This window comes from Bacillus sp. F9_6S_D1_P_5, from assembly GCF_054823925.1.
Genome location: NZ_JBTREW010000009.1, coordinates 69,453 through 95,682, shown reverse-complemented (window position 1 = coordinate 95,682; position 26,230 = coordinate 69,453). Strand labels below are relative to the sequence as shown.

The following is a 26,230-nucleotide window of genomic DNA, read 5'->3' as shown; positions in this document are numbered from 1 at the left end:
AGCGAGCTGTAATTATAGCTCGCTTTTGTTTATTAGGTGAAATATGGTAAATTTTCGAAGGGAGGGGAATTATTATGAAGAAATATGATCCTAGTCAACATTATCATATCGGATATTATGAAGATGGGTATGATTTAGAAGTGACAGCGTATAAAAGAATAAATGAACCAGTTTGGGATGCTTATATTCCGCACTATGAGGCAGGCGATTTTTACAAAAAGGTGGAGGAAATGAAGCTAGGTGAATATGTAGATGATTACGGCATTAAGGTGTATTCATTTAGTATTGATATGGATGATGAAGAAGCACGAATTATTTTTGAAAAATGGTTAAAAACGAACGGAATTGTTTAGATATAAAATGAGAAAGAAGATTACTATCTTATAAGATAGTAATCTTCTTTTTTATTAAACTTATTTACTTGCTTTCATTGCTTTATCTTTTGCACCAAAAGTGTATTTTAACATTGGTGGTGTAATCATTGTAGTTAAAATAACGACAATAACGATAGCTGTAAAGTAATCTTGTGCTAGTAGACCTGAAGAAAGTCCTGTTCCAGCGATGATAAGTGCAACTTCACCACGAGAAACCATTCCAGAACCGATAATTGCAGAAGACTTAGCGTCAAATCCAGTCATTCGTGCACCTAATCCACAACCGATTAGTTTCGTTAATACAGCGATTACCGTTAATGCTAGGATGAACCAAATTTGATCGCCAATACCATCAAATGTAATATTCATACCGATACTTACGAAGAATACTGGAACGAACATAGCGTAAGCGATTGGTTCTACTTTCTTTTCTACTTCATGTTTGTAGTTCGTTTGAGAAATCGCAATACCAGCTGCGAAAGCACCGATAATACCAGCAATTCCTAATAATTCGCCGAAGTATGCGAATGAGAAACAGATGATAAGAGCCGCGCTGACGATAGACTCAGATACGCGTAGTGGTGATAACCAGCGCATAATCGCAGGAACACCTTTCCATCCGATTAAAATAATAGAAGCGAAGAATACAACTTTCTTCAAGATAATCATTGTTAAGTTAACATCGTCTGTACCTAAGAAGCTCATTGCAAATGCTAATAAAATAACGACAAGAATGTCATCAAATACAGCTGCACCCAGCATAGTTGTACTTTCACGTGTTTTCATCTTTCCTAAATCGCGAAGTGTTTGTACGGAAATACTAACACTTGTCGCACATAGAAGTAATCCTAAAAATACAGCATTTCCTTGTTCCATTCCGATAACAAGACCAGAAACGTAACCACCTACGAATGGAAGAATGATACCTCCAAGTGCAACAGCTAAAGAAGAATTACGATTTGCGTTTAATTCCTCTAAGTCTGTTTCAAGTCCTGCCATAAACATTAAAAGAATAACACCGACATTACTTAATTGTGTTAAAAGTTCTGAATTTTCAATCCAACCTAATATAGCTGGACCAATCACGATACCGATAATTAGTTTACCTAGTACAGAAGGTTGACCTAATCTAACACTAAGATCACCAGCAAGCTTTGTACTTAATAAAATAAGTGCAATTTGAAAGAAAAATTCGAATTCCATCGGATCCTCTCCTCATCATTTTTATTTTTATCATACGATTTCTCGGAATTTGCCTAATGAAAATATGTAAAACCCATTAAACAAAGGGTCTGACTACAAGTTCTTTTGAACTTGTAATTTGAACCTGTAATTAATATATAATAGATTTTATAAAAAATCAATGGAAAAATGGGAGCTTTTTTAGAGAGAGACTGTGTTATTGGGGATATACATATAAGAGTAGTGTGTGAATTTTTATATGTATGAAATAGTATGAAGTCCTGTTTCATTACAAATAATAAAGCCTAAATGCTATTTCACGAATTATAAATGTGAAAGGGAGGGCCTATCCTTTGAATTCATTAAAGAAAAACTTGTCTATTGTTGCTTTAGGTGGAGTAAATGAAATAGGGAAAAATATGTATGCTATTCAATATGAAAATGATATTGTCGTTATTGATTGTGGATCTAAATTTCCAGATGAAAGTTTATTAGGAATTGATTTAATAATTCCAGACATCACATACTTACAAGAAAATAAAGAAAAAATTCGCGGGTTAGTCGTGACACATGGACATGAGGACCATATTGGTGGAATACCATATTTTTTAAAACAACTAAACGTACCAATCTACGCGACGAAGTTAACGTTAGGTTTAATTGAAATTAAATTAAAAGAGCATAATCTTCAAAATGATACAGAATTAATTGTTATTCACGCTGAATCAGAAATCGATCTCGGTTCTATTAAGACGACATTTTTTAAAACGAATCATAGTATTCCAGATTGTCTCGGTATTGTGTTTCATACACGAGAAGGTACTGTAGTGCATACCGGGGATTTTAAATTTGATTTAACACCAGTAAATAACCAACATCCTGATATTCATAAAATGGCTAAAATAGGTAGTGAGGGTGTACTAGCTTTACTATCTGAAAGTACAAATGCAGAACGACCAGGTTTTACTCCATCAGAAAGATCAGTAGGAGAACGAATAGAAGAAATATTTATGAAAGCAAATAGAAAAGTAATTATTTCTACATTTGCTTCTAATGTGAATCGTGTTCAGCAAATAGTTGAAGCTTGCATAAAAACAAATCGAAAATTGGCTTTGCTCGGGAGAAGTATGGTAAATGTAGTAGAAGTTGCTCTAGAGAAAGGGTATTTACATATTCCAGACGGCATGTTAATTGAAGCGAGTGAGGTAAATCGTTTAGATCCAAAGCAGGTAGCGATACTTTGTACAGGAAGTCAAGGAGAACCGATGGCAGCTTTAGCGCGTTTAGCGAGTGGAAACTATAGACAAGTTGATGTTTTACCAGAAGATACGGTTATTATAGCTGCGACTCCGATTCCAGGAAATGAACGTAACGTTTCAAAAATTATAGATAATTTATTTGCTTTAGGAGCAAAAGTAATTTATGGATCAGGTAGTTCTACTGGAGTTCATGTATCTGGTCATGCGTATCAAGAAGAATTGAAATTAATGCTCACTTTAATGAAACCTAAATATTTTATCCCAATTCATGGAGAGTTTAGAATGCTACATCACCATAGTTTGTTAGCAGAATCAATTGGTGTCGAAAAAGAAAATATCTTTATCGTTCGTAATGGAGATGTTGTAGATATAAGTAATGAAGAGGCCATTCAATCTAGAAAAATACAGGCTGGAAATATATATGTAGATGGATTAGGAATTGGTGATGTTGGAAATGCCTTATTACGTGATCGAAAACAACTTTCAGAAGATGGAATGCTCGTAATAGTTATTACCTTTAATAAAGTGGATGGAGAAATTATTTCAGGTCCTGATATTATCTCTCGTGGATTTGTCTATGTTCGTGATTCAGAAGAATTTTTGAAGGAATTAAATAAATTAGCTGTTATTACGATTAATAATTTAAAGAAAGAGAATGTGAATAGCTGGGGGATTTTGAAAAGAGAAGTAAGAGAGGCTTTAGGTAAGTTTATATATACTAACACGAAAAGAAAACCGATGATCCTTCCTATAATAATAGAGGTTTAAGAGTTAATAAAAAGAATTCTCGTAGGGGAATTCTTTTTTGTTTTGAAGACAGAATGAACATATAATGAAATAAATAGAAATGGAAGGAAATAAAAGATGTTATTAAACAAACGCTTTACAATTGGAGAAATGGCAAAAATGCATAATATAGCGGAATCTACTTTACGTTATTATGATGAGAAGGGAATTTTTCATCCGTCCACTGTGGACCCGCAAACAAATTATCGTTATTACACAATCGATCAATTTTCACTATTAGATACGATTAAATTTTTACGTCAATTAAATATCCCACTAAAGGAAATTAAAAAATATATTGATGAAAGAAATCCAGCATACGCACTCAATTTACTGGAGAAACAACAAGAAATGATGTTGAAAAAACAAAGAGAAATTGAATATGCTTTGGCGAAAATGGAGCATAGAATTCATTTAATTAAGGAAGCAACAAAAGCAAAAGCTGAACAAATGGTAATGAAAGAAATCCCGCAGCGAAAAATAACAGCTATTGCGGTTGCTCCGAATACGACGGATGATATGTTTGAGTACTACATTCATTCGTTGCAAAAAAATATGAGGCAAATGGATGATAGCTTATTTTCTGGAGATATCGGTGTAACAGTCGCGAAAAAAGGATTAATGCAAAATGAGTTTCAAGCATATAGCAGTGTTTTTATTCTTTTGGATTACATGCCTTTCCAAGTACAGAGTTCAGATGAGATTAAGGAAGGTTTATATGCTTGTTCTTATCATCATGGACCGTATGAAGAAACAGGTGCAACGTATAAGGAATTACTTGCATACATTGATAAAGAAGGATATGAAGTAAGTGGAGATGCGATTGAGATTGGATTAATCGATTGGTCTGTAACAGAAAATCCAGAGGAGCAAGTAACTGAAATTCAAATTCCTATCATGAAAAAATAAAGCAATAAGTTATAGGAAGTGTATCATTACAAATTGGCATGAAACACGATAAGGAAGTTGCCTATTTTTTAAATTCTCTATTGACCTTCAAGTTACTTGAAGGTTTAAACTAAGAAAAGAGAGTTGAAAAAAAGGAGCAAAATAGTATGGAAGCAACAGAAAAATTAAGAGAAAAACCGATAAAGAGCTTATTTATTTCGTATTTAATACCAGCCGTTCTAGGAATGGTATTAATGTCGGTTAATATTGTAATTGATGCGGTTATGATTAGTAGGGGAGTTGGAGCGAACGGATTAGCAGGAGTAAACGTGGCTATTCCAGCATTTTCAATTTTCTTTTCAATTTCATTATGGATTGGAATGGGCGGGGCAACGTTATATTCCATTGCATTAGGTGAAAATAAAATAGAAAGAGCAAGGTCTATTTTTACGCAATCTATGACTGTAGCAGTAATTATCGTAGGCGTTTTAGCAACGATTTGCTTATGGAGAATAGAAGATTTAGCATACTTATTCGGTGCAAACGAAGTGATTTTACCGTATGCGTTAGATTATTTACACGTGTTATTAACATTTGGAATGATATACGTTTTAGAAAATATTTTAAGTACATTTATACGAAATGATGGAAATCCTAATTTAGCAATGGCAGGTTTAGTTGTAACGGCTGTATTAAATATAGTGTTTGACTATATCTTTATTTTCATTTTTGAATGGGGCGTAACAGGAGCTGCTTCAGCAACTATTCTTTCAGCAGCAATTGGTTTCCTTGTATTATTAACTCATTTTTTTAGAAAAAGTAGTATTTTAAAATGGACGAAATTTCATTTTGAGTGGGATACAGTGAAACAAATTATGATAATCGGTTTCCCGAGCTTTACAGCAGAAAGTACAGTTGCAATTGTAACGATTGGTTTTAACATTGCATTCGTTCAATATGCAGGAGAAGTAGGTGTCGCTTCCTATGCGATGGTGAATAGTATTCACGCGATGACATTACTACTATTCTTCGGCGTTGGAGCAGCGTTACAACCAATTGCGAGTTTCCACTACGGTGCAAATTTATCAGAAAGATTGCGTGAAGGATTGCAGTTTGCTGTAAAAATTGCAGTTGTACTTGGAGGCGTTGCAATAATTGTCGGATTATTCTTCGGGAAATATATTATTGGTTTATTTGATGTTCAATCTCCAGAGTTATTGGAATTAACATTAACGGGTATGAGCTTGTTCTTTATCCAATATGTATTTTTAGGCTATAACATTGTGTATGGAGAGTACTTCCAATCAGTGCGACAAACGACGAAATCAGTACTTATTATAATGAGCCGAGGGTTGCTATTTATTATTCCATTATTATGGATTATGCCGAAATTATTTGGGATAAACGGAATTTGGCTCGTTATGCCAGTAGCGGAAGTATTGACAGCGATTATCGTATTTACGATGAATCGTATGAAACATCCTGTTCCATTAAATATGGCGGGAAAGAAAGAAGCAATATAATGAAGAAAATCCCATTAAGCAATTAATGGGATTTTTTTATTCCTTTAAACTAATTGCAAAAGATCCATCTGTTTCTTGAACAGACGCGAAAGCAACGGTCTTTATATTTGTAATGCCTTTTTCTTTTAATTCTTTATATAGCCATTTTTCGTCCTTATGAATTAACTTTAAGTTATCGTATTGAATTTGTGAATCAACGATAAGGGCAATTGGTAATCCGGCATATGAAACATCTATGTTCAAATCTTTCGGAGTTAATGGTACAAGCTCACGCTTTGGTAAAATACTAATGGCTCCATTCGCTTCTAAAATAGCGTATTCGATTTCGTGAACACTTGGATATCCTGCGACGCGAAGGTTAGAAAGAAGTTCAGCGATTGGATATCTACTTTTTTGTAAGTTCTCAAAAATAATGTCACCATGTTTAATTAAAATGATAGGGTGCCCAAGAATAAAACGATTTAGTTTGTTTAGTAAGCTTAATTTTGTAAGAAGCAAATGCAAACATGTAATAACGACCATACCGAGAAAAGCTTGCAAAGCACCAGAGACAGGTATGGCCTGAAAAGCTAAATAAGATAAAAAGATAATAGCACCAAAATCATGAGGAGTTAGTTGTGCTAAAGCTGATTTTCCTAACATTTTAAGTGATAGTAAAAATAAGATGAAAAAGAACGATACATTACATAAAAAGAGAAGCAATAGAGACACTCCTTCGTGCAAAGTTGTACTTACTGTTCCCGAAAGAAATATAAATATTACATTCCAGAGGATAAATTAGGATGAATTGGAATTTGTATGTATACAAACAAATAAATGGATATTATCATGAAAGAAGCAAAGAACATAGGAGTATATGGATATGAGAAAGAAGAAAATAATGAAGTATATGATAGGAATTATAATGGTTTGCGCCGTTTATGCGGGATTTTTACAATATAACATTTATAAGCAGGGGCAAATGAATGCTACCTACGACGCAGATTATATAATTGTACTAGGATCGAAAGTAAATGGGACGGAACCATCGTACTCATTGCAATATCGTATTGATAAAGCAGCTGAGTATTTACAATCACATGAGAAAACAATTGCTATCGTGTCTGGAGGGAAAGGAAAAGGAGAAGATATTTCAGAAGCATTAGCGATGAAAAATGGATTAATGAAACTAAAAATTGCAGAAGACCGCATTATAATGGAAGATAAGTCAACGAGTACAGATGAGAATATTAAATTCTCAAAACCTTTAATTCCGGACAATATGAAAAAAGGAATGATCGTAACAAACGATTTCCATATGTTTAGAGCGAAAAAAATAGCAGCAAAACAAGGTTTACAATTAGAAGGTCTTCCGGCCGAAACACCGAAGCGAATTGTGATTCCATCGAATATACGAGAGTATTTAGCCATTACGCAATATTGGTTTATGAATCGAATATAGAGAAAATAATCCCACCTGAAATTTCAGGCGGGATTATTTTAGAGGGGAATCTTACAAATATGTCATGTTCATGAAAGGTAAAGCGATAGTTTCTAGAATGCATTCCTGACATAATGAAGATAACAAAAACTACTTAGAGGTGAATCGGATGAAAGGAAATAATATATTATCTTCATTATGTTACTTTAGTATCTTTTTTGCACCATTTTTACTGCCAATTATCGTGTACTTCGTTGCAGAGGATGAAGTGAAATACCACGCGAAAAAAGCATTTGGGTCACATATTTTCCCATATGCAATTTTATTCGGAGGATTAGCGATATCAGGAATATACGGTTTAGGATTCAATCAATCTGACGGTGCTGGAATTGGAATGATGATCACATATGCAGTGTTCATTCTTGTAGGAATTTACTACTTCATTTGGAATATCGTAAAAGGTATTAAAGTTTTGAAAACGGCGTAATAAGATAAGGAATAATTTGGTATGAGTGTGTCGTTATTTGTCGGTAAGTCGATATCCTTTGTCGAATCGTCGATATATTCGAAAAATCGTTGATATATTGAAATTATCGTCGATATAATTTCATTTACCGTACTAATAGATGTTTTAAAAAAGAGCAATTTAAAAAGAATTGCTCTTTTTGTGCTTATAAGTTGTGAATATTGAAAAAGATATGTTAATTTTTCATTATGAAGAGAAAAAAGGAGTGTTTTTCATGAATGATATTATACATAAAATGGAGCAACACGTGTCAGTTCGTAAATATAAAGAAGAATCGATTCCGAAAGATGTAGTAGAAAGAATGGTGCAAGCTGCGCAGCATGCTGCTTCCTCGCATTTTGTACAGGCGTATTCTGTTATATATGTAACCGATCAAGATCTAAAGGCTAAACTAGCAGAGTTATCCGGAAATCGTCACGTGAAAGACTGCGCAGCATTCTTTGTTTGTTGTGCGGATTTAAAACGACTTGAAATGGCATGTGAACAGCATGGTACAGAAATAAAGCATGAAGGAGTAGAAGACTTTATCGTTGCGACGGTAGATGCTTCACTTTTCGCGCAAAACTTAGCACTAGCAGCAGAATCGTTAGGATACGGTATTTGTTACATTGGTGGTATTCGTAATAATCCGAGAGAAGTGAGCGAATTGCTTCATTTACCGGATAAAGTATACCCTGTATTCGGAATGACGGTTGGTGTACCAGATGAAGATCATGGAGTGAAACCACGTTTACCAGTAGCAGCAATCCTTCATGAAAATGGGTATGATGAAAAGAAATATGATGAATTATTAAACGAATACGATGAAACGATGAGCTCGTATTACAAAGAAAGATCATCAAACAAGAAAAACGTAACATGGACAGAATCAATGAGTTCGTTTATGTCTAAAGAAAAAAGAATGCATATGAAAGAGTTTTTAAGTGAAAAAGGATTTAATAAGAAATGAATAAAAAGGCAGACCTGTATGCAGGTCTGCCTTTTTGGGAGGAGAAAGATGATTGTCTTAGAATAAGTATAGGGGGAGGAGATAATATGAAAAAAGCTTTAATCTTTTTATTTGATGGATTTGCAGAATTTGAAGTGAATATAGCGAGTTTATTTTTGATAAGTAAGAAATTTGAAATAATAACAGCAACTGTAGACGGAAAAACCGTTACAGGAGAAGGTGGGTTTTTGTGTCAACCACATGTTGCTATCGAGCGTATTGAAGTAGCAGACTATGAAGTGCTTATCGTACCAGGAGGACATATTTTTGAGCATTTAGAAAATAAAAAGTTGTTATCTATCGTGAACGAATTACATAAGCAAAATAAATGGATAGCAGGTATTTGTGCAGGGACGTCTTTACTACATGCAGCAGGAGTACTTAATAAGAAGAAATTCTCAACATCATTAACACCAGATGAAAAACAGTTAGCACATTTACATGAATGGAATTATAAACAAAATAAAGATGTAACCGTTGATGGGAAAATAATAACAGCCGTAGGGTCTGCATACGTTGAATTTGCTGCTGAAATAATGAAGCAGCTCAATTTATTTAATGAAGCTGAAGCGAAGGAGAACTTGCAGTACTTTAAAAATGTAACAGAGCTGTGTGATGAAACGTTAGTATAAGTGAATAGTTTGAGTGTTAATACCTAAGTTCAGAATGTAGATAATCCTTTCTGAACTTAGGTATTTTATTTGCTAATATATACATAGAAATAAAAATTAAGAAATTTTTACAAAAGTGATAGAAAATGAGAATGAAATACCAATAGTAAGTAAAGGCAGCTGCTTATGATTTTCGATTCTGAAGAGGATTTAATTATAGCTATGAAAAAACATGATCAAGATGCTTTAAAAGAAGTGATTGATCAATATGGAAAATTAATTTTGTACATTATTCATAAATCATTAAGTACCCCTATTGAAAAACAATATGTGGATGATTGTTATAACGATGTATTTACTGTCATTTGGTTTAATATCGACCAATTTGATACAGAAAAGGGAAACTTAAAATCTTGGATGATCGGTATTACTAAATTAAAGGCATTGGAATATAAAAAGAAAGTATATAAAGAGAATAAAATCGATAAAGATGTAGAAATAGATACAAGTGTCCATGATAGGTATGAAATAGAACAAGAAGAAGAAATTATGGAACTAGTTCAAGATTTAAATAAGAAATATCGGTATATCTTTTTAAAGAGGTATATTGATGGATATTCCATTGACGATATTGCGAAAGAATTAAAAGTAACGGCGGATTATATATACAATCGAATTTCTCGTGGGAAGAAAAAACTCCAAAAACTGTGGAAAGGGAGTGTGTAATATGGATAAAAGATTATTATCTATGTTAAATGAACTCCAATATTCAGAGGAAGAAATTGCACGCTTAGAGAAAGAAGCGAATGAGTCTATAAATATAGATAAGTATTATGTAAGAAATGGGGAATTACTAAAAAAATTAACTTTACAAATACTAGAAGAATCCATTCGCAACGAATTACAAACAGGTGAAAAAATTGAGAAAGAACTGTTAGTAGATGAAGGGTATATGGCAAATAATAAAGTCATACCAAATATATATCACGTCGGAGCTACTTTTTATTATTATATCGTGTTAACAAATAAGAGAGTAATCATGAAAGAATTAGATTGCTATTTTAAAAAAACAAATGAACACAGCATACCAATAGAAGATATACAATCCATTTCACAACATAAAAAAATGAAAAATGTCTTTGAGATTAAATATAATAACACTCATATACAATTTGGAAGTATGGAGTATGCACGTGAAGTTGCAATGATAGTTATGGAGTTAAAAAACGCGGAGTAAAAGTGAAAAAGTATAAAGATTTTGAAAAAGGGTTTTCCATATTCTTTAATATATTCGTGTTAGTAACTGCAGGTCCTTGCTTTATAAAATATTTAATGTAAAAAGCGGCTAAATAGCCGCTTTTTATCGTTTTATTTAGTATCCGATTTTATAATATTTGTCTTATGAAAGAACGATTATTGCTAATTGTAAACTGGTAATAAAGTCATGTGAGTTTTGATATGGAATGAATGCCCCGTCGCACTTGAAAATGCAGTAATGATTTCGTTTGAACCTATCTATTATTGCACTATCTAAAGCACCTTTTATAATAAATGCAAACTTTCAATAAGAAGATACATACCTGTACAACTCAAAAGGATGTACGTAAATATTTTAAAAATCCGTTGATTAAGCCATTTGAAAATAATTTGACCTATATACAAACCTAGAAATACGATTGGAATAGCATAAAAACTGGATTCCCAAATTGTTTTGTTTGTCCCAGTAAAGAGTATTTGAGTTAGTAGACTAATGAAATATATAAATAGATAAAAAGCCAATGTAGTTGCTCGTAACTTCTCTTTTTTCGTATCAGTTCCTGTAAAATAAAGTAACAGGGGAGGACCTGGCATACCTATACTTGTCGTTAAAAGACCAGATAATCCACCCACTAAGAAATCTCTAGATTTTGTTGATTGAATCTTAAAGTTGCATATTAGCATTAACGTTAATAGTAAGAGCAGGATGCTAATTGCTAATTTAAACGTGTTGATGTTAATGGAAGTGAAAATGATAATACCAAAAGGAACACCAACTATGCTTCCGAAAATTAATCTTTTCAGTAGAATAAAATCAATGTCTGTTCTTATTTTCCAAATGAGTGATATGGAAATAATTAATGATAAAATGATATTTATTTGTATAGCTTCTTGTGGTAGAAATAACATGAGTAAGAAAGGTGTTGCCATAATAGAAAAGCCAAAACCTGTGCTTGTTTGTAAAATTGAAGCTACTAATATAATACATATGAAAGTGAATATAATCTCCAAAATAGCCCTCCTACATAATCAGATCCAATACATATTTTAACATAAAGTGAAACTTTAATCAGTGGGGGCTTACTGCCCTTTAATACAGGAAAAAAGCGGCTAAATAGCCGCTTTTTATGTTGTATTTAATATTCCAATGATGACCCTGTAGCCTTAAAATATTTTTCTTGTGAAGGCGTCATTACCCGTATTGCTAATAAACAGGAAAGGAGAAGAATGAGTAATGAGCTAATGATTACAGTAATTTGAACGGAAAGAAATTGTGCGGATGCCCCAATTGCTAAAATGAAAAAGATTTGGATGAAATTTTTTATGGAATCAAATACGCTATCAATACGACCTATCATATGTACAGGGATGTTATTTTGATAAAATGTGATAAAGCCAGTACCAGCAAATGATGAAGAAATGCCCAGTAAAATGAAACCGCCTGCCGCAATTATAAATGAATTTGAAAAGGCGAAAATTACATAACCTATTGCTGTGAATATCATACCGAATCCGATACAATGTTGAATCGGTAATCGTTTAGCAAAGAGGGAAACAAGAAATGAACCGAAAACGTAAGCAGCACCAGTTATACTAACGAGCATGCTATATTCTATATCCGATAAAAACAGTACTTGATTTATGAAAACAACTTCTTGTGAATCGAGTGCCATAGAAACAAGCATAGTAGTTTGAAATAAAACGAATATGAGAATGATGTAAGTTTCCGTTCGAGCGAATGAAAAAACTTGTTTCAAATCACTTCGTAATGTTTGTACGAAAGTATTTGAAACCTCTTCGTTTTGCTTTGTTTGTAATGTAATGTTTGGTAAAAAATAAATAAGAATAGTAGAAAGTAGAAAGGAAAGTGAGTTGCAGTAAATAACAAAGGATGCTGAGTGCGTGGTGAGAAGTATTCCAGCAAGGGCTGGACCGATAATAAAAGCCCCGCTTGTACAAAAGTTATTCCAAGCGTTGAATTGAGCGCGTTCTTCAGCTTGTATGAGCATTGTTCTATAAGAAAATGAAGCTGGATCGAAAAATGATGTGGCAATACGAGTCAAAAAGATAAAAATATAAATGGCCCAAATAGAATCAAATAGTGGAATACAGCCAATGAGAGCTGCTCGAATTATATCTGTGATGAGCATAATGGATCGTTTGTTTAATCGATCTACTATACTGCCAGACCATATTTTTGTAACAACGGTCGCAATTGGACCTACAATCCATAATCCTGCTACAGCAGCAGGGGAGTTTGTGCTATTTAACACCATTAAGTTTAGAGCGATGAGATACATAAAATCACCTAAACGAGAAATTCCTGTTCCCGACAATAATAATAATTTATTTTTCATGAGCAGCTGGACCTTTCTTTCATTGTTTTTTAATCTTGCAGGAAATAGCGTATTCCTCTTCGGAGTTTGATTGACGAGCGGTTTTGTTTTCCCAGCGTAATAAAACTTGTGTAACTTCCCAAGTAAGCTGTTGTAATTCCTCTGGAGTTAAAAATAAATGAGATACAATATGACTACCTGTATTCGTTCCTTCTGTGCCGCTTTCTTCAATATAGAAGTGAGCAGCTTTTGCTTTATAATATTTTTCAATAATTCCCCGTTTTTCTTTCGTGTCTACTAATTCAAGTAACCCTCCATCATATAAAATTTGAACGTGATAATGTACGCTACCAGTAGATTTATTTAGTTTAGTAGCTACTTGCTTTGCAGTGAGTGCTTCGTCTTTTAAAAGGTGAAGAATTTGAATGCGAGTTGCATTGGAAATGAGCTTCTGCTGCTCAGCTGAAATAGTAAGTCTATCGTCAAACATTATGACATCTCCTTTCTTGTAATCTAAATTTATTGTACATTCTAAAAAATTAGAACGTAAGGGAAATAAATCGCCTTTTTCCTCTATATTTCGACATAAATAAAAATAGCATGTACATAAACATGCTATTAAGTAATAGTAGATTCTTCATTAAGTTTCCCGCGATAATACAAGAACAGCCATATAAAACTAACAAAAATACAGCATATAGCTAGCAAGGTACCAATAACTTGCGGAGAAAGAATTTCTAAAAGCGCTCCTGTAAAAAACATGGATAACTGAATAAGAGATCCGTAAATGGAATAATGGAATGAAAAAACTTTACCCATCATATTGTCCTTCGTGTAAGTTTGAAGTAATGTCGTATCAAGTGGAACGATGATTCCTCCTGCTATACGCATACAGATTAATGTAATAATACCGATAATAAGTTGATCGGATAAAATGAATCCGAGAAAGAAAACTCCTTGTAGGAAGTAGGCCCAACCGAATACTTTTTTCATTTTTGCTTCATTTTTAGATATATAAAGATTAACGAGGAGGCTCCCAATCATAAGCCCAGCCCCTTGAACTGTATATAAAATTCCGATATTCGTGTGGAAAATTCTTTCGGCATAGATCGTTAGAAGTAGCTGATAAGCGCCGCCAATCATGCCCCATGAAATGCCGACAAGAATTAACATTAAAATGATTTTTGTTTGTAATATGTATGTATAACCATCTTTTATATCAGTAAAAAATGCTTTCTTTTCGTTACAAGTATCATGAGTAGGGACACTCATATTATAAATAAAATAGGCTGAAATAAAGTATGAAAGGCTATTTACTAAAAAAGCGAACTCAATATGTAAAGATTGTGCAATAATCCCGCCTAAAGAAGCCCCCATAATAGACATAAAGCCATTAATTGTACTAGAAAGAGAGTTAGCGGTTACGAAATGATTTTGGTGTACGATATTTTTTAAGGTTGCTTGTTTAGCCGGCTCAAATAAACAAGAAAGTACGGATAAACATATGTTAGAAATGAAAATAATCTCAATTTTATAGCTTGCGAATACATATGTAAGGACTAGAATTCCCCGTGTAATATCGGTAAAAATCATAATGTTCTTTTTAGAAAAACGATCTACAACTCCGCCTATGAAAGGGCTAAGAAGAAGTTGGGGCAAACTTTTACTTATAAAGGTGAGTGCAATCATAAATGGAGATTCCGTTATGCTATAGACGAATGTTACTAAAGCTACTGTATGAAACCAATCTCCAAGTACACTTAACGTTTGCCCATAAAATAGTTTTTTAAAGTTATTATTTGTTTTAAGAAGTGCAGAATAAGAAACTGACATAAAAAGATTAACCCTTATGTAATGATGATGCTTGAACTTGTTTTTTCCATTCGCTTAAATACACTTTCTCCGCTGTAGGGAGTCCAACAGGTAATTGTGCAATCAATTCTAAACTATTTCCATCAGGGTCGTTAAAGTATACAGCGGCATGTGCTAATTCTGGAAAAACAATTGGCTCAATTGGTTCCATTCCAAAGTCTTTTCGTGCTGAAATTCCTTTTTGATGTAGCCATTGTATCGCATGTTCTAAATCATGTAAGCTTACTTGAAAGGCGATGTGTCGTAAAGAGGGGTGGTAATTAACTTTGTATTCTGTTCCTTCCCAAAGACCTAGCCAACTTTCCTTTTCTTTAATCCAAAAGAAAGCAATATCATCTCCTCTTTTATATAATTTTAGCCCCAGCGATTCGTAAAAGGGTATAGACACTTCTAAGTTACGGACAGGTAAATGTGCTTCGTAAAGACCTTTAATCATTGTACTCCTCCTTAAAAAATGTTTCTTATTTCATAGTAAACGTTTTTTTATTGGTTGAAATCAGAAAAAAGAGGGATAACACTTCATACGAAAGTATGAAAAAACAGCTCAAATATGAGCTGTTTTCGTATAGTTTTTCGTTCATTTGTTAAGGATAGGATATATTAGTATCCGTATCCGCCGCCACCCCAACAGCTACATCCGATGATGATTAGAAGGATGAATAGTACGATAAGCAAAGCAAATCCACCGCCGAAACCAGCGCAACTTCCACCATAACTCATATGTGTTCCTCCTTTTGAGTAAGTTAATCTATATATTTCATGGACTACTGTATACAGTATGTTTTTTGTATGGAAATGGAGCCAGTCTCTTGAGTAATTAGACAAACGCCTGTATGGTCATTTTGATTGTATATTTAGCTAGGGATATGTGAATGAATTGTTATATATTTTGCGATTTGTTCAAAAAAAAATAAAAATTGTAAAAAAAACCATTTTTATATTTTTTTATGAGTGGATTTGTACTATAATTTTACAAGTAATATTATGGGAAAAGGGAGTTTTAGTAAAGAGATGGAGATGGGAAAACTACACAATAAAATAGAAAACAAAAAGAAAGAGCTAATTCAACTTGTTGCTAGACATGGATTGGATCATGATAAAGTTTTGTTATTTAGCCGAGATTTAGATATACTTATTAATAAGTTTATGAATGTAAAAGATAAAGTACATAAATAAATAATTTGTAGTTTTTTATATTAAGATATTACATAAAAAAGGAGAGAAAAGTATTTGGAACATTTACAAGAAGAGCTATATAAACAAATAAAAGAAGAAAAAGGTATTGTTACAATTTTTTTAAAGAGTGGCGTTAGAATAGTAGGAGAAGTTGTTGCAATAGACAAATTTACCGTTTTAATGTTAGTTGATGGAAAACAACAACTTATTTACAAGCAAGCTATATCAACAATAATGAAATAAGACACTCAATATGAGTGTCTTATTTCATTATTGTTTGCAAGCTTCCACGTCAATGCCGGCATCTAATAATTTCTTTTCTCCGTCTTGCTCGATGATTTTTTGTAATTTAGATAGGAAAGAATCAAAGTTTGTATGCTTTGCTACTTGGAATGTCATTTTATGCTCAATTGGTAGCCACGTATCAATATCAGCTTCGTTATGCTGAATTTTTACCTCAAGCTTATCAAGTGCGTTAGCAACTTTTGCTTCGTACGTTTCTTTCGCTTCAAACTCCATCCATAAATCATATAATTCCGCGCCGAGAGAACCTTTTAATGTGCGTTTAATATTTAAAATTGCTTCTTGCTCATTTTTTTGTTTTTGTAATTGCAATTCATGACTATTCATCGTATCAAAAGCAGGAATATCACCAGCTTCAGCTTCTACTAGGTCGTGAATAATAACCATTTTAAGTAATTTTTCGATGTTTACTTTTTGATCTAAATAAGGCTCAACTAAAATGGCCATTAGAGACATGCGCCACGTATGTTCAGCGACGCTTTCTTGACGCCCATTAGAAAGCCAGCTATGTCGCATTTCATATTTTAGTTTTTCTGCTAGTGCAATGACTTGTAAAATGTTATGTTCCATCGTGATCCTCCTCATATTTCCATACTATAATTCTAATATGGAAATGAAATGTGTCAATTTTATGAGTATATTGCGATAAATAGATGATAAGCGTATAATAAACATTATATGCGAAAACGCATTATTAAAATAAAAAAATGTTTTATAAAAATGAAAAGGAAAGGGCAGGAATATGGGAGACGAAAATCAAGGATTTGCTAGACCACAAAGAAAAAAAAGAAAGTTTGACATTTCTAGCCCAGTTGGCATTATAGTAGGTTTTGCCATAGTGATGGCGGCAATTATGCTTGGAGGCGGCGGAATAAAAGCTTTTAAAAACTTTTTAGATGTTTCATCTATTTTAATTGTCATAGGGGGAACTACAGCGACAATTGTTGTGGCATATCGATTTGGAGAATTAAAAAAATATACGAAAAGTATTTTTACTGTTTTACATAGAAGAGAAGAAGATTTAGAGCAGTTAACGGATTTGTTTGTGGATTTTTCGAAAAAGTCTAAAAAGCATGGGTTGCTTTCTTTAGAAGTTGATGGAGAGCAAGTAGACAATCCCTTTATTCAAAAAGGGATTCAACTCATGTTAAGTGGTTATGATGAAGAGGAATTAAAAGAAGTGTTAATGAAAGATGTTGAAACGGAAGTGTATGAGTTAAGAAAGGGAGCGACATTATTAGATAAAATTGGTGATTTCGCTCCAGCTTGGGGCATGATAGGGACTTTAATCGGTCTTATCATTATGCTTCAAAACTTGCAAGACACATCGCAAATTGGTACAGGGATGGCAGTTGCGATGTTGACGACATTGTATGGATCAGTACTTGCAAATATGATTGCAATCCCTCTTGCTGAAAAAGTGTATCGTGGTATTGACGATTTATATACAGAGAAGAAGTTTATTATTGAAGCAATTTCAGAATTGTATCGTGGACAAATCCCTTCTAAATTAAAGTTGAAACTCGATACATACGTATATGAAACAAAGATAAAAAAAGTAAAACGAGCAGCCTAATATTGCAAGGAGTGGTATGGTGATGATAAAACGACCGCAAAAGGGATCGCCTCGTTGGATGACGACTTTTACAGATTTAACGATGTTATTATTAACTTTCTTTGTATTACTAGTTGCTACATCAAAGCAAGATACAGTAAAATTATCAAAGATGCTTGAAAAGTTTAGTGACGCGGAGCAAGTAGATGCAAAAGTAATGGAAAATACAATACCAGATATTTCACATGAAAAAAATGATGAAAAAATGATCTCAAAAAAGCGAATGGATGACTTGTACAAAAAGTTAAAAGCATATGTAGACAATAATGGTATTAGTCAAGTGAATGTATATCGAGAGGATACAGGGGTAAGCGTCGTTATAGTAGATAATTTAATATTTGATACGGGTGATGCGAACGTTAAACCGGAAGCAAAAGAGATTATTAGTCAATTGGTCGGATTTTTTCAATCCGTACCAAACCCAATTGTTGTGGAAGGGCATACAGATAGTAGACCGATCCATAACGAGAAGTTCCCTTCTAATTGGGAATTATCTTCAGCGAGGGCAGCTAATATGATCCACCATTTAATTGAAGTGTATAATGTGGAGGATAAAAGGTTAGCTGCGGTGGGATATGCAGACACAAAACCAGTCGTACCAAATGATTCACCGCAAAATTGGGAGAAAAACCGTCGCGTTGTCATTTATATTAAAGAATAGTATATTTTTATTTTAGTAATAAAATAATAAAAATACAGAAATTCTTTTAAAAAAATATTAAATTTTATCGTTTTATTTTGTATAATGAGTGAGAATGATAAGGTGAAATATTAAGATATATTTATACATAGAAGGAGAGAACCAAATAGAATGGCACATAAAATTTTAGTTGTAGACGATGCAATGTTTATGCGAACGATGATTAAAAACTTATTAAAAAGTAATTCTGAATTTGAGGTTATCGGAGAAGCAGAGAATGGGGTAGAAGCGATTCAAAAATATAAAGAACTTCAGCCTGATATTGTAACATTAGATATTACTATGCCGGAAATGGATGGACTTGAAGCATTAAAAGAAATTATGAAAATTGATTCAAGTGCAAAGGTTGTTATTTGTTCAGCAATGGGACAACAAGGTATGGTATTAGATGCAATTAAGGGCGGAGCAAAAGACTTTATTGTAAAGCCATTCCAAGCAGATCGTGTAATCGAAGCTTTAACAAAAGTAGCAAACAGCTAATATAAAAGGGGCGCCACAAGGAATCAAAACATTGATAACGGAAAGATGTGTGGCCCCTTTTTTCTCGTTTTAAAACACTAAATTGTTATACATAAATGAAATGTTTGTTAGACAGGTAGGGGATGAAAATGCAAACAGATCTGTTAAATATATTTTTGGAAGAATCGGAAGAACATTTGCAGTCGCTAAATGAAAATGTGCTAATTTTAGAACAGAATCCTGCTGACATGGGTGTAGTAGGAGAAATATTTCGCTCAGCCCATACATTCAAAGGTATGTCTGCGAGTATGGAATTTACGGAAATGGCGGATTTAACGCATAAAATGGAAAACGTTTTAGATGAAATTCGTCATGGGAATATAGTTGTACATGCGAATATTATTGATGTGATTTTTGAGTGCATTGATAATTTAGAGAAAATGGTTGCAGATGTGCAACAAGGCGGAATGGGTAATATTGATGTAGTCTCAACGAAAAATAAATTAGAAGCTTTATTGAACGGAAATGTAGAAACCAGTGCGGGACATGTAGAACAAGAGTCTATAAACAAAGATGATGCAGTTTCGCATGAAGTGCATATAACCGTTGAACAGCAAGCTATTTTAAAAGCAGTACGTGCCATTATGTGTATTGAAGCACTGCAAAATATAGGTGATATACAAAAAACGGTTCCTAGTATTGAAGAAATCGAAGCGGATGCTTTCGGATTTGAGTTCACAGTATTTATGAATACGGATAGTAGTGTAGAAGAATTGAAACAGGTAGTGCTTCACGTTTCTGAAATTGAGAAAGTAGTAGTGAAACAAGGAGAATCTTCACAGGAAGTAGATTCGAAGTTTGCTACAGAAGAAGCTGTGCAAGTAGAAGAAATGATTCAACCGGATGTAGTTACTACGCAGGTCGAAGCACCTATTGAGGCGGCGAAGCAACCAGCAAGTGCGACAACAACGAAAAGCGCTGCAAAAACGAAAAATGCTAAAGGTGAGAATCGTTCCATTCGTGTTCAATTAGAGAAAATTGAACGATTAATGAATATGTTTGAAGAAAGTGTAATTGAACGTGGGCGTATTGATGAATTGGCACAAACGATTCAAAACAAGGAGTTAATTGAGCACTTAAATCGATTAGGCGATATTTCAAAAGATATTCAAAATGTACTATTAAATATGCGTATGGTACCGATAGAAACTGTTTTCAATCGCTTCCCGCGTATGGTACGTATGTTAGCGAAAGATTTAGGGAAAAAAATCGACTTACAAATTACAGGTGAAGATACTGAAGTTGATAAAATTGTTATTGATGAAATTGGTGATCCACTCGTTCATTTAATTCGTAATGCGATTGATCATGGGGTTGAAACTGTTGAACAGCGTCGTGATGCAGGGAAAAATGAGACAGGTACGATTAAATTAGAAGCGTTTCATAGTGGAAATCATGTCGTTATTCAAATTACGGATGACGGAAATGGTATTCATAAAGGAAAAGTATTAGAAAAAGCGATTAAAAATGGTGTTGTAACAGAATCTGAAGCAAATAAATTAACGGATCGTGAAGTGTATGATCTCATTTTCCAACCAGGATTTAGTACAGCTGAAGTAGTATCGGATCTTTCAGGGCGCGGGGTTGGATTAGATGTTGTAAAACATACAATTCATAGTCTAGGTGGACATTTAATTATTGATTCAGAGGAAGGAAAAGGAAGTACATTTAGAATTGAACTTCCGTTAACATTATCTATTATTCAATCGATGCTTGTTCAAACAAATGACACGCGCTATGCTCTACCTCTTGGTAATATTGTCGAAGCGATTCGAATTAAGAGAGAAGACATCCAATCCGTACAAGGAAAAGACGTGTTAAACTATCGTGATCAAATTATTGAAGTGAAGCATTTAAGTACGGTATTTGGTGAAAAAACAGTAGATGAGGCGTTTGGGTCATATGATAGTCAAATGGTTCCTGTGTTAATTGTTCGTAATACACATCGTAGCTATGGACTTATTGTAAACACAATTATCGGTCAAAGAGAAATAGTGTTAAAGTCATTAGGCGACTTCTTTGCAGATAGTTCGAACTATTTCTCTGGCGCGACGATTCTCGGCGATGGACGAGTGGTCCTCATTTTAAACCCAGAAGGTTTATAATAGGAATGAAGGAAAGCTCCCCACTTGTATACAATTGGGGAGCTTTTTGTTAACTATGCGAATATGAGAAAATTAATATATAAATGGAAGTAAATTCATGTTCACGATTAGTGTAAGAAGTTTGTTAAAATATAATGAGCGTAATAAATAGAGAGTGTATTCATTTGATAGAAAAACAAAAATGAGGAGGCAGGGAAAATGCCTGAGCAACACACAAAAGGGGATACGAGCACAATTGTGCTAGATAAAGAAAAGGAGCTTTTAACGCCTCAAGAATGTGATATTCTTGGCGAAATCGCAAATATATCATTTGGCTCAGCTTCGACAGTATTATCAACAATTTTAAATAGGCAAGTAAGTATAACTGCTCCTCATGTAGAGTTAGTGGACTTATATGATACAAGTGATGTTGAGGTTCCTCATGTCGTATTAAACATTCATTTTACAAAAGGGTTAGATATGGAAAACCTACTTGTCCTTCAGCAAGATGTTGCTTTATCGATTGCTGATTTAATGATGATGGGGACAGGTGAAGTGGAAGAAGGGAAAGAGCTTGGTGAATTAGAGCTAAGTGCTGTACAAGAAGCGATGAACCAAATGATGGGATTCGCAGCGACGTCTATGTCGGAATTCTTCCAAGATAAAGTAGACATGTCTCCTCCGACAATTAAAGTTGTAAAGTTATCAGAAGAGATGGAGAAAATCTCTGGAATAACTGGAAATAATATGATTGTTAAAGTGTCGTTCGACCTTAAAATAGATAATCTTGTAAACTCTAAACTTGTACAAATTGTTTCAGTTGAACATACGAAACAGATGATAAACAAATTACTACAATTGTCTGGTGAAGTGGAAGAGCCAGAGTCAGCAGAAGTAGTGGAAGCTGAGATTGTAGGAAAACATGCCGAAAAAGAGCAGCTAACGCAAGAAGAGAAAGATGTACTTGGGGAAATTGCAAACATTTCAATCGGTTCAGCCTCAACGGTATTATCAACGCTTTTAAATCAACCGGTTTCGATTAGTACACCAAATGTAGAAGCAATTAATGTGCGTCATTATGACGGAGTACCGGTTCCTTTTGTTATTTTAAATGTTGATTTTGTTGAAGGTTTAAAGAATGAGAACGTATTCGTATTTACGAAAGATGTTGCTTTGACAATGGTAGATTTAATGATGATGGGAACAGGAGAGATTGACCCAGAGAAAGAGCTTAGTGAATTAGAGCTGAGCGGTATTAAAGAAATCATGAACCAAATGATGGGGCATGCTGCAACAGCGATGTCAGAAATGTTCAAAGAGAAGATGGATATGACGCCGCCAGACGTTAAATTTGTTACATTAAAAGAAGAAATGGAATATTTGGGAGAAGCGATGGAAGTGGACGAGCTTGTTCAAATTACGTTCAATCTTGAAATTGGCGATCTGCTTCAATCGAAAATGTATCAAATTTTACCGATTTCTGAAGCGAAAGAAATGGTAAGACGACTGTTATATCCAATGGTGGAAGCGGAAGAAGAGATTGCTGAGGAAGAAATAGAAGAAGAGGTTGTAGAACCTGTTGTACAACCTATTGAATTTAAAGAAGTGAAACAAATTGAACCAGTGTACATGGATACATCCATCTTAAAAAATGTAGAAATGAATGTGAAATTTGTATTTGGAAGTACAGTGAAAACGATTCAAGATATATTAAGTTTACAAGAAAATGAAGCCGTTGTATTGGATGAAGATATTGATGAACCAATTCGAATTTATGTAAATGATGTATTGGTGGCGTATGGTGAACTTGTAAATGTAGATGGATTTTTCGGAGTAAAAGTGACGAAATCACTATAAGGCGTTGAAATAGTAGATGAAAAGCATAAAGTTTTTTCTAATTTGCTGGCTATGCATACATGTGTGTTTGCTCTTCCCATTGCAAAGTCAGGCGGAAGAGCAAACTTTGCCAGATCAAAATATAAATGAAGTGAATGTGCAAGAAGAAATTAAAGAAGCTCAAGAACAGCCAGAACAAGTGGAAATGAAGCAAGATAAAGAGGAACAACAAGAAGCGAAAAGTGAACAAGAAACTGAAAAAAAGATAGAGACCGATCAAGGGATTATTACAATAAATAAGCCAGAATTACAAGTTGGCGAAGAAGTGCGGATTAGTGTAGAGCCAAAAGAGAAGAATATTCAAAGTATAAAAGGTATGCTGCAGTTACCAAAAAACAGCAATCTGTATGAGCAAGAAAGAATGATATCTTTTGACTATGAAGAAGAAACGAAGCGATGGATTGCTAACTACAAGGTCGAGACTTTTGATTTGCAAGGTGATTGGAACCTGCAGCTCATTCAAAGTTATAAACAAAATGAGAAAGAAGAGCTTATAGAAAATGAAGTGAAAATCCCGCTTATTCGTATTAATAATGATACGCCAGTAATAGATAAAGAGTTGCCAAAGTTGCATAAAGTTACTGTTGACGAGGCAAAGGAGAACGTAATTGAACGAAAACAAGGCGATTCTATACGTGTACGAGTGAAAACGACAGATGCAGAATCGGTTGTGAAAGAAGTTCGTGTTACATTAAAAGGGAAAGATAATAAAGAGAGTACAATTGTATTAGATTACAATAAACGCGATATGGATTGGCAAAACGTATTTGAAATAACGGATGCGCTGCCAAGTGGCACATACGAACTACTTGTAGAGATATTGGATGCGGCCGGCAATAAACTCGTTGAGGAAAGTGAGTATATCGTTTCTGTTTTGGAGCAAAAAACAGAAGAGGATAAAAAGGTAGAAGAACGAGAGAATGAAGATAAATTAGAAGATAAGAAAGAACCTGAGAAGCAGGAAGACTCAAAAGAAGAGATTCCGCTACAGGAAGAAAAACCTTCAGTTCTTCAAATTACGAAGCAAGACGAGAAAATAAACAATTTTATAAAAGAACCTTTAAAAGAGAAAGAAGAAATGATTTACTCTATAAAAGAGCCATTGGGAGATCATAAGGAAGTAAGTGATGGAAAGGCTCAAAAAGAGAAAAAAAGTAGAAATGACAATGGAGTCGTTTCGAAAAAGAAAGAACAAATAGAAGAACCGCAAAAGAAAAAAGAAGACAATAGCGAACAAGGAGTACAAGCTTCTAATGTGTTTGCTATTATGTCAGGTTTATTCGTACTGTTTTTAGTTTTAAAAAGTAATAAAGAATGGGGCTAATAATGTCATAGTAGTGGAGGCGCTTAGATGGAGATTAAACGTACGACAATTGAAAATAAGACGCTACAACCATTAAAACAGCCTGCAGCAATTTCAGAACATGAAATCCAGAAAGAACGAAAGCATAGTAATCTAGTGTTTACTGGACAGTCTAAGATTATTTCTAAAAATAATGAAATAGGGATTTTACTTGCGAGTTTAGGTGATGGAAAGGTTATGAAGGAAATGCTTTCTAAAGAGATGGATACAGTATTACAACTCTTTAAAAAGTTACATACGTTATCTGGAGAAGGAAAGCAAACTGAAAAAATATATGAACAAATCATTAGAAGCTTGCAAGGACTTGTTAAGCAGGCGCATATAAAAGAGCTTCCTTTGTTAGATGGGACATATGATTTTGCTGAAGTACAACTATCATTTGGTAGAAAGGTACATATTCCGTTACTAGATGTAAGTGCACTCCTTTCTAGTGTGGAGAGTGATTCATCAGAAGGAAATATAAATTTAATGGTAACAGTTATTACTGCTTATATAACGAAATTGTCTAACGAAACCATTTTAATTAGCGTTACAGATCGCACGGCTAAAGAGCGGGATGCAAGTGTATGGAGAGCACTTGCAGAAATGAATATGACGCAATTATCGCAGGCGTTGAAACAAACGATGCAAGAACATAAATGGTCGATGACGTTTCTTTTTCTCTTTATATGGGTTGCTTGTATTATTTTAATCCGAGTTATATAAAAAGGTCGTCACATTACATTGTGACGACCTCTTTTATATTTTTTCATAAAAGAATGTATCAAAGCGCTGAAGATTGAATCGCTCAGGTGTTAAAATTTGTTCTGTGCTACCAACAAATAGTACACCGCCTTTTCGTAAAGAACGGCTAAACTTTTCATATAGTTTAACTCTTGCTTCTTCTGTGAAGTAAATCATTACGTTACGGCAAATAATTAAATCGTAATTTGTATCAAACGACTGCATTAACAGGTCATGTTGTTTGAACGTGACGTTTTGCTTAATGTTTTGATGCAATGAATATATATCATCCTCTTTTGTGAAATGACGCTCTTTCAAATCGCTAGGTAATTCTTTTAAAGATCGCTCCGTATATTGGCCACGTTTTGCAGTCTCTAAAATATGAAAATCAAGATCCGTTGCTAATATTTCATAGCGAAATGGAGATAAATGTTTCGATAAAATTAAAGAAAGTGTATATGGTTCTTCACCAGCAGCGCAAGCGGCACTCCATACTTTTAAGTTTCCGTTATTTTGTGCTAGTAATTTTGGCAATGCTTTCGTTTCTAGCGTTTGCCAACGTTCTTTATTTCTAAAAAACTCTGAAACGTTAATTGTAATATAGTCAATAAAACTTAAAAATAAGTTTTGATCGACACGTAAAGTATTTAAAAAAGTAGTGTAGTTTTCAAAACCTTTTCTTGAAATAAAAGCATCGATTCTACGTCGCATTCTATCTTGTTTATACGAAGCGATGTCCATATTGAATTGTTGTTTAAAACTCGCGACAAAGTGATCATAATCTTGTCCAATTATCATATTTACAATGGGCACAATAACAATATTGTGC

28 protein-coding genes and 1 pseudogene are annotated in these 26,230 nt (G+C 33.8%); 19 read left to right on the top strand and 10 right to left on the bottom strand.

The window, feature by feature from the left end; all coding sequences use genetic code 11:
* Positions 1-74 precede the first annotated feature (74 nt).
* Complete coding sequence (locus tag ACUXEY_RS13130; protein WP_461300894.1) at positions 75-353, top strand: DUF3986 family protein; 279 nt, start codon at positions 75-77, stop codon at positions 351-353.
* A 60-nt stretch (positions 354-413) separates the two neighbouring features.
* Here ACUXEY_RS13130 and ACUXEY_RS13125 read toward each other — a convergent pair whose 3' ends face one another.
* Positions 414-1,577, bottom strand: coding sequence for a cation:proton antiporter (locus ACUXEY_RS13125; protein ID WP_461300893.1), 1,164 nt, complete (start codon positions 1,575-1,577; stop codon positions 414-416).
* 332 nt (positions 1,578-1,909) lie between these two features.
* Between ACUXEY_RS13125 and ACUXEY_RS13120 the strand changes: the two genes are divergently transcribed.
* The 3 genes from ACUXEY_RS13120 to ACUXEY_RS13110 all read left to right on the top strand — a co-directional run bounded on the left by ACUXEY_RS13120 (position 1,910) and on the right by ACUXEY_RS13110 (position 6,012).
* Positions 1,910-3,583, top strand: a complete 1,674-nt coding sequence (locus tag ACUXEY_RS13120) for a ribonuclease J (RefSeq protein WP_461300892.1) — start codon at positions 1,910-1,912, stop codon at positions 3,581-3,583.
* A 96-nt stretch (positions 3,584-3,679) separates the two neighbouring features.
* Complete coding sequence (locus ACUXEY_RS13115; protein ID WP_376905198.1) at positions 3,680-4,510, top strand: MerR family transcriptional regulator; 831 nt, start codon at positions 3,680-3,682, stop codon at positions 4,508-4,510.
* 146 nt (positions 4,511-4,656) lie between these two features.
* The gene (locus ACUXEY_RS13110; protein WP_166702248.1) at positions 4,657-6,012 is read left to right on the top strand and encodes an MATE family efflux transporter; all 1,356 of its coding nucleotides are present in this window, start codon (positions 4,657-4,659) and stop codon (positions 6,010-6,012) included.
* 36 nt (positions 6,013-6,048) lie between these two features.
* Here the strand turns inward: ACUXEY_RS13110 and ACUXEY_RS13105 are convergent, their stop codons facing one another.
* Entirely contained in the window at positions 6,049-6,714 is a 666-nt protein-coding gene (locus ACUXEY_RS13105; protein WP_166702249.1) for a DUF421 domain-containing protein, read from the bottom strand.
* Positions 6,715-6,901: 187 nt separating this feature from the next.
* Between ACUXEY_RS13105 and ACUXEY_RS13100 the strand changes: the two genes are divergently transcribed.
* From ACUXEY_RS13100 to ACUXEY_RS13075, 6 genes and pseudogenes are all read left to right on the top strand, one after another.
* Entirely contained in the window at positions 6,902-7,453 is a 552-nt protein-coding gene (locus tag ACUXEY_RS13100) for a YdcF family protein (protein ID WP_461300931.1), read from the top strand.
* A 148-nt stretch (positions 7,454-7,601) separates the two neighbouring features.
* Complete coding sequence (locus ACUXEY_RS13095) at positions 7,602-7,919, top strand: DUF4870 domain-containing protein (protein ID WP_461300891.1); 318 nt, start codon at positions 7,602-7,604, stop codon at positions 7,917-7,919.
* Between the two features lie 253 nt (positions 7,920-8,172).
* Positions 8,173-8,907 (top strand): oxygen-insensitive NADPH nitroreductase, encoded by a 735-nt coding sequence (gene nfsA, locus ACUXEY_RS13090; protein WP_461300890.1) that lies wholly within the window; start codon positions 8,173-8,175, stop codon positions 8,905-8,907.
* A gap of 86 nt (positions 8,908-8,993) precedes the next feature.
* Positions 8,994-9,578 carry a type 1 glutamine amidotransferase family protein gene (locus tag ACUXEY_RS13085; RefSeq protein ID WP_461300889.1) on the top strand — a complete coding sequence of 195 codons (585 nt, stop codon included), beginning with the start codon at positions 8,994-8,996 and terminating at the stop codon, positions 9,576-9,578.
* A gap of 159 nt (positions 9,579-9,737) precedes the next feature.
* Positions 9,738-10,283, top strand: a complete 546-nt coding sequence (locus tag ACUXEY_RS13080; RefSeq protein WP_461300930.1) for a sigma-70 family RNA polymerase sigma factor — start codon at positions 9,738-9,740, stop codon at positions 10,281-10,283.
* A 1-nt stretch (position 10,284) separates the two neighbouring features.
* Positions 10,285-10,895: pseudogene (locus ACUXEY_RS13075) on the top strand (PH domain-containing protein).
* A gap of 204 nt (positions 10,896-11,099) precedes the next feature.
* Here the strand turns inward: ACUXEY_RS13075 and ACUXEY_RS13070 are convergent.
* From ACUXEY_RS13070 to ACUXEY_RS13045, 6 genes are all read right to left on the bottom strand, one after another.
* The gene (locus ACUXEY_RS13070; protein WP_461300888.1) at positions 11,100-11,825 is read right to left on the bottom strand and encodes a sulfite exporter TauE/SafE family protein; all 726 of its coding nucleotides are present in this window, start codon (positions 11,823-11,825) and stop codon (positions 11,100-11,102) included.
* Positions 11,826-11,950: 125 nt separating this feature from the next.
* Positions 11,951-13,171 carry an MFS transporter gene (locus ACUXEY_RS13065; RefSeq protein ID WP_461300887.1) on the bottom strand — a complete coding sequence of 407 codons (1,221 nt, stop codon included), beginning with the start codon at positions 13,169-13,171 and terminating at the stop codon, positions 11,951-11,953.
* A gap of 19 nt (positions 13,172-13,190) precedes the next feature.
* Complete coding sequence (locus tag ACUXEY_RS13060; RefSeq protein ID WP_429603038.1) at positions 13,191-13,640, bottom strand: ArsR/SmtB family transcription factor; 450 nt, start codon at positions 13,638-13,640, stop codon at positions 13,191-13,193.
* Between the two features lie 128 nt (positions 13,641-13,768).
* Positions 13,769-14,983 (bottom strand): MFS transporter, encoded by a 1,215-nt coding sequence (locus ACUXEY_RS13055; protein WP_461300886.1) that lies wholly within the window; start codon positions 14,981-14,983, stop codon positions 13,769-13,771.
* A 7-nt stretch (positions 14,984-14,990) separates the two neighbouring features.
* A complete protein-coding gene (locus tag ACUXEY_RS13050) occupies positions 14,991-15,458 on the bottom strand; it encodes a VOC family protein (RefSeq protein WP_429603035.1) in 468 nt (155 codons plus the stop codon).
* Positions 15,459-15,622: 164 nt separating this feature from the next.
* Complete coding sequence (locus ACUXEY_RS13045) at positions 15,623-15,742, bottom strand: YjcZ family sporulation protein (protein ID WP_000120179.1); 120 nt, start codon at positions 15,740-15,742, stop codon at positions 15,623-15,625.
* Positions 15,743-15,979: 237 nt separating this feature from the next.
* Here ACUXEY_RS13045 and ACUXEY_RS13040 point away from each other — a divergent pair, with 237 nt between their 5' ends.
* Both ACUXEY_RS13040 and hfq read left to right on the top strand, forming a co-directional pair.
* On the top strand, positions 15,980-16,198 hold the full coding sequence (locus ACUXEY_RS13040) for an aspartyl-phosphate phosphatase Spo0E family protein (RefSeq protein ID WP_002096752.1): 219 nt from the start codon (positions 15,980-15,982) through the stop codon (positions 16,196-16,198).
* Between the two features lie 54 nt (positions 16,199-16,252).
* On the top strand, positions 16,253-16,441 hold the full coding sequence (gene hfq / locus ACUXEY_RS13035) for an RNA chaperone Hfq (RefSeq protein ID WP_000400660.1): 189 nt from the start codon (positions 16,253-16,255) through the stop codon (positions 16,439-16,441).
* Between the two features lie 27 nt (positions 16,442-16,468).
* On the opposite strand, the gene ACUXEY_RS13030 is transcribed toward hfq, so the two are convergent.
* Entirely contained in the window at positions 16,469-17,071 is a 603-nt protein-coding gene (locus ACUXEY_RS13030; RefSeq protein ID WP_166702274.1) for an HD domain-containing protein, read from the bottom strand.
* 172 nt (positions 17,072-17,243) lie between these two features.
* Between ACUXEY_RS13030 and ACUXEY_RS13025 the strand changes: the two genes are divergently transcribed.
* The 7 genes from ACUXEY_RS13025 (at position 17,244) to ACUXEY_RS12995 (ending at position 25,383) form a co-directional block, all read left to right on the top strand.
* On the top strand, positions 17,244-18,077 hold the full coding sequence (locus tag ACUXEY_RS13025) for a flagellar motor protein MotP (protein WP_461300885.1): 834 nt from the start codon (positions 17,244-17,246) through the stop codon (positions 18,075-18,077).
* A 22-nt stretch (positions 18,078-18,099) separates the two neighbouring features.
* Positions 18,100-18,777 carry an OmpA family protein gene (locus tag ACUXEY_RS13020; protein ID WP_166702278.1) on the top strand — a complete coding sequence of 226 codons (678 nt, stop codon included), beginning with the start codon at positions 18,100-18,102 and terminating at the stop codon, positions 18,775-18,777.
* Positions 18,778-18,927: 150 nt separating this feature from the next.
* Entirely contained in the window at positions 18,928-19,296 is a 369-nt protein-coding gene (locus ACUXEY_RS13015) for a response regulator (RefSeq protein ID WP_000940577.1), read from the top strand.
* 128 nt (positions 19,297-19,424) lie between these two features.
* On the top strand, positions 19,425-21,440 hold the full coding sequence (locus ACUXEY_RS13010; protein WP_461300884.1) for a chemotaxis protein CheW: 2,016 nt from the start codon (positions 19,425-19,427) through the stop codon (positions 21,438-21,440).
* A 198-nt stretch (positions 21,441-21,638) separates the two neighbouring features.
* Complete coding sequence (locus ACUXEY_RS13005; protein ID WP_429603033.1) at positions 21,639-23,276, top strand: flagellar motor switch protein; 1,638 nt, start codon at positions 21,639-21,641, stop codon at positions 23,274-23,276.
* Between the two features lie 16 nt (positions 23,277-23,292).
* On the top strand, positions 23,293-24,639 hold the full coding sequence (locus ACUXEY_RS13000; RefSeq protein ID WP_461300883.1) for a transglycosylase: 1,347 nt from the start codon (positions 23,293-23,295) through the stop codon (positions 24,637-24,639).
* A 27-nt stretch (positions 24,640-24,666) separates the two neighbouring features.
* Positions 24,667-25,383, top strand: a complete 717-nt coding sequence (locus ACUXEY_RS12995) for a hypothetical protein (protein WP_429603030.1) — start codon at positions 24,667-24,669, stop codon at positions 25,381-25,383.
* 33 nt (positions 25,384-25,416) lie between these two features.
* Here ACUXEY_RS12995 and ACUXEY_RS12990 read toward each other — a convergent pair whose 3' ends face one another.
* Positions 25,417-26,199: a CheR family methyltransferase gene (locus tag ACUXEY_RS12990; protein ID WP_461300882.1), complete on the bottom strand. Its 783-nt coding sequence runs from the start codon at positions 26,197-26,199 to the stop codon at positions 25,417-25,419.
* Between the last annotated feature and the right edge of the window lie 31 nt (positions 26,200-26,230).